Genomic DNA, 5,323 nt, shown 5'->3' with positions numbered 1-5,323 from the left:
GGAGTCATCGAGGCGCCTCGAGCTGCTGGGTGGAAGCCTGGTGGGCGATGTGCGGCCGATCCTTGAGAACTCAACAGCGTGCACAATTGTCAATGCCAATAAACCTCGACCCGGTTCGCCGGGTTTGAGATTCCTTTGGATTGAATCGGATGTCAGTTGACATTCGTCAGTCAGATTGAACTCGTCCGCTCTTCGGGGTGGGCCTAGATGTGCCGCCGGGCTTCGTGCCTGGTGTGCGTCTAACATTTACGGAGAGTTTGATCCTGGCTCAGGACGAACGCTGGCGGCGTGCTTAACACATGCAAGTCGAACGGTGATGCGGAGCTTGCTCCGCGGATCAGTGGCGAACGGGTGAGTAACACGTGAGTAACCTGCCCTGGACTCTGGGATAAGCGTTGGAAACGACGTCTAATACCGGATATGACTTCGGAACGCATGTTCTGGAGTGGAAAGAATTTCGGTCTGGGATGGACTCGCGGCCTATCAGCTTGTTGGTGGGGTGATGGCCTACCAAGGCGACGACGGGTAGCCGGCCTGAGAGGGTGACCGGCCACACTGGGACTGAGACACGGCCCAGACTCCTACGGGAGGCAGCAGTGGGGAATATTGCACAATGGGCGCAAGCCTGATGCAGCAACGCCGCGTGAGGGATGACGGCCTTCGGGTTGTAAACCTCTTTTGGCAGGGAAGAAGCGAAAGTGACGGTACCTGCAGAAAAAGCACCGGCTAACTACGTGCCAGCAGCCGCGGTAATACGTAGGGTGCAAGCGTTGTCCGGAATTATTGGGCGTAAAGAGCTCGTAGGCGGTTTGTCGCGTCTGCTGTGAAAACGCGAGGCTCAACCTCGCGCCTGCAGTGGGTACGGGCAGACTAGAGTGCGGTAGGGGAGATTGGAATTCCTGGTGTAGCGGTGGAATGCGCAGATATCAGGAGGAACACCGATGGCGAAGGCAGATCTCTGGGCCGTTACTGACGCTGAGGAGCGAAAGCGTGGGGAGCGAACAGGATTAGATACCCTGGTAGTCCACGCCGTAAACGTTGGGAACTAGATGTGGGGTCCATTCCACGGATTCCGTGTCGCAGCTAACGCATTAAGTTCCCCGCCTGGGGAGTACGGCCGCAAGGCTAAAACTCAAAGGAATTGACGGGGGCCCGCACAAGCGGCGGAGCATGCGGATTAATTCGATGCAACGCGAAGAACCTTACCAAGGCTTGACATGCACCTGAAAAGGCTGGAAACAGTCTCCTCGCAAGACAGGTGCACAGGTGGTGCATGGTTGTCGTCAGCTCGTGTCGTGAGATGTTGGGTTAAGTCCCGCAACGAGCGCAACCCTCGTTCTATGTTGCCAGCGCGTCATGGCGGGAACTCATAGGAGACTGCCGGGGTCAACTCGGAGGAAGGTGGGGATGACGTCAAATCATCATGCCCCTTATGTCTTGGGCTTCACGCATGCTACAATGGCCGGTACAAAGGGCTGCAATACCGTAAGGTGGAGCGAATCCCAAAAAGCCGGTCTCAGTTCGGATTGAGGTCTGCAACTCGACCTCATGAAGTCGGAGTCGCTAGTAATCGCAGATCAGCAACGCTGCGGTGAATACGTTCCCGGGCCTTGTACACACCGCCCGTCAAGTCATGAAAGTCGGTAACACCCGAAGCCGGTGGCCCAACCGTTGTGGAGGGAGCCGTCGAAGGTGGGATCGGTAATTAGGACTAAGTCGTAACAAGGTAGCCGTACCGGAAGGTGCGGCTGGATCACCTCCTTTCTAAGGAGCTTCTGCAGTGGTTCGCCTTCGGGTGGCTGCTGCCAGAGCCACCATCGGACCGAACGTGTCCGGGTGGATGCTCATGGGTGGAACATCGACGATTGGTCACCGGTGAACCGGTGGCTCGTGAGTACGGCCTGCTTCGGTGGGTCTGGAAGGCGGGTCGCTGGGACGGATCGGTGACGTGCACGCTGTTGGGTCCTGAGGGATCGGCTCCACCGCGGGTGGTGGTACTGCGGAAGCGGTGCTGCTGCCGGGTGGGTCTGGCCCTCGGACTTCGGGAGGCTCCAGCTGGTCTGGGGTGGTCCTGGAGTGCCGACCGTATGTTGAGAACTCCATAGTGGACGCGAGCATCTTCGATTCGAGCCTTCGGGCTCGGGTCAAACAATGTTCGACACCGCACGCAAGTGTGGTGTCAACCATTGGTCATGTCCGTGATCGGCGCCGGAAGGTGTCGAGCGTGGGCACGATTCATACTCATGTATGTGGTCAAGTTTCGAAGAGCAAACGGTGGATGCCTTGGCAACTGGAGCCGAAGAAGGACGTAGCAATCTGCGATAAGCCTCGGGGAGCTGATAAGCGAGCCTCGATCCGAGGGTGTCCGAATGGGGAAACCCCGTCAGGCCCAGCGATGGGACCTGTCGACTCCCGCCTGAATATATAGGGCGGGTAGAGGGAACGTGGGGAAGTGAAACATCTCAGTACCCACAGGAAGAGAAAACAACCGTGATTCCGTGAGTAGTGGCGAGCGAAACCGGAAGAGGCCAAACCGATCATGTGTCAAGCCGGCAGGCGTTGCATGGTCGGGGTTGTGGGACTCTCACGCTGATCTGCCGATCAGCACTCGTATGATCCGCGCTGTAGACGAACGACATTGAAAGGTCGATCACAGAGGGTGGTAATCCCGTAGTCGAAACAGCACGGACGCGTGGAGATCATCCCAAGTAGCACGGGGCCCGAGAAATCCCGTGTGAATCTGCCAGGACCACCTGGTAAGCCTAAATACTCCCAGTTGACCGATAGCGGACAAGTACCGTGAGGGAAAGGTGAAAAGTACCCCGGGAGGGGAGTGAAATAGTACCTGAAACCGTTTGCTTACAAACCGTCGGAGCAGCCTTGTAGCTGTGACGGCGTGCCTTTTGAAGAATGAGCCTGCGAGTTAGCGATACGTGGCGAGGTTAACCCGTGAGGGGTAGCCGTAGCGAAAGCGAGTCCGAATAGGGCGAGTCAGTCGCGTGTTCTAGACCCGAAGCGAAGTGATCTATCCATGGCCAGGTTGAAGCGACGGTAAGACGTCGTGGAGGACCGAACCCACCAGGGTTGAAAACCTGGGGGATGAGCTGTGGATAGGGGTGAAAGGCCAATCAAACTTCGTGATAGCTGGTTCTCTCCGAAATGCATTTAGGTGCAGCGTTGCGTGTTTCTTGCCGGAGGTAGAGCTACTGGATGGCCGATGGGCCCCAACAGGTTACTGACGTCAGCCAAACTCCGAATGCCGGTAAGTGAGAGCGCAGCAGTGAGACGGTGGGGGATAAGCTTCATCGTCGAGAGGGAAACAACCCAGACCACCGACTAAGGCCCCTAAGCGTGTGCTAAGTGGGAAAGGATGTGGAGTTGCATAGACAACCAGGAGGTTGGCTTAGAAGCAGCCACCCTTGAAAGAGTGCGTAATAGCTCACTGGTCAAGTGATTCCGCGCCGACAATGTAACGGGGCTCAAGCACACCGCCGAAGTCGTGGGATTCGCATTTGTGACAAGCCTTCGTGGTTCAGTCGTGCGGATCGGTAGGAGAGCGTCGTGTGGCGAGTGAAGCGGCGGAGGAATCCAGCCGTGGACGCCACACGAGTGAGAATGCAGGCATGAGTAGCGAAAGACGGGTGAGAAACCCGTCCTCCGGAAGACCAAGGGTTCCAGGGCCAGGCTAATCCGCCCTGGGTAAGTCGGGACCTAAGGCGAGGCCGACAGGCGTAGTCGATGGACAACGGGTTGATATTCCCGTACCGGCGAAGAACCGCCCCAGTCAATCCAGTAATGCTAAGACTCTGAAACCACCGTCGCTGTGGCCTTCGGGCTTCCAGGACCGTGGCGTAGCGGTCGACCCAGTCTGGTGCGGCTAGCGTGCTAACAGGTGTGACGCAGGAAGGTAGCCGAGCCGGGCGATGGTTGTCCCGGTCTAAGGGTGTAGGGCGAGACATTGGCAAATCCGTGTCTCACACAGCCTGAGACCCGATGGGTAGCTCTCACGAGCGAAATCGGTGATCCTATGCTGCCAAGAAAAGCATCGACGCGAGGTTCAAGCCGCCCGTACCCCAAACCGACTCAGGTGGTCAGGTAGAGAATACCGAGGAGATCGAGAGAATCGTGGTTAAGGAACTCGGCAAAATGCCCCCGTAACTTCGGGAGAAGGGGGGCCAGAAACGTGACGGCACTTGCTGCCCGAGCGTGGACGGCCGCAGAGACCAGTGGGAAGCGACTGTTTACTAAAAACACAGGTCCGTGCGAAGTCGCAAGACGATGTATACGGACTGACGCCTGCCCGGTGCTGGAAGGTTAAGAGGAAGGGTCAGCCGCAAGGCGAAGCTCAGAATTTAAGCCCCAGTAAACGGCGGTGGTAACTATAACCATCCTAAGGTAGCGAAATTCCTTGTCGGGTAAGTTCCGACCTGCACGAATGGCGTAACGACTTCCCAGCTGTCTCAACCGCGAACTCGGCGAAATTGCACTACGAGTAAAGATGCTCGTTACGCGCAGCAGGACGGAAAGACCCCGTGACCTTTACTATAGCTTGGTATTGGTGTTCGGTGCGGCTTGTGTAGGATAGGTGGGAGACGTTGAAGCGGGCACGCCAGTGTTCGTGGAGTCATTGTTGAAATACCACTCTGGTCGCTCTGGATGTCTAACTTCGAACCGTGATCCGGTTCAGGGACAGTGCCTGGTGGGTAGTTTAACTGGGGCGGTTGCCTCCCAAAAAGTAACGGAGGCGCCCAAAGGTTCCCTCAACCTGGTTGGCAATCAGGTGTCGAGTGTAAGTGCACAAGGGAGCTTGACTGTGAGAGAGACATCTCGAGCAGGGACGAAAGTCGGGACTAGTGATCCGGCAGTGGCTTGTGGAAGCGCTGTCGCTCAACGGATAAAAGGTACCTCGGGGATAACAGGCTGATCTTGCCCAAGAGTCCATATCGACGGCATGGTTTGGCACCTCGATGTCGGCTCGTCGCATCCTGGGGCTGGAGTAGGTCCCAAGGGTTGGGCTGTTCGCCCATTAAAGCGGTACGCGAGCTGGGTTTAGAACGTCGTGAGACAGTTCGGTCCCTATCCGCTGCGCGCGTAGGAAGTTTGAGAAGATCTATCCCTAGTACGAGAGGACCGGGATGGACGAACCTCTGGTGTGTCAGTTGTTCCGCCAGGAGCACCGCTGATTAGCTACGTTCGGACCGGATAACCGCTGAAAGCATCTAAGCGGGAAGCCGTCTTCAAGATGAGACTTCCATGCCCCTTGAGGGTGAGAGGCTCCCAGTAGACGACTGGGTTGATAGGCCGGATGTGGAAGCAGGGACGA

Annotated in this window: 2 rRNA genes; both read left to right on the top strand. The window is 57.0% G+C overall.

From position 1 onward, the window contains the following. Window positions 1–245: 245 nt before the first annotated feature. Window positions 246–1,764: ribosomal RNA gene (locus D1781_RS17300) — 16S ribosomal RNA — on the top strand. A gap of 487 nt (window positions 1,765–2,251) precedes the next feature. Continuing rightward, window positions 2,252–5,323 (top strand): 23S ribosomal RNA (locus tag D1781_RS17295); the annotation flags it as partial.

This window comes from Amnibacterium setariae (genome assembly GCF_003581425.1).
Lineage (GTDB): Bacteria > Actinomycetota > Actinomycetes > Actinomycetales > Microbacteriaceae > Amnibacterium > Amnibacterium setariae.
The sequence above is the reverse complement of the archived record's forward strand: the minus strand, read 5'-3'. Positions and strand labels throughout refer to the sequence as shown.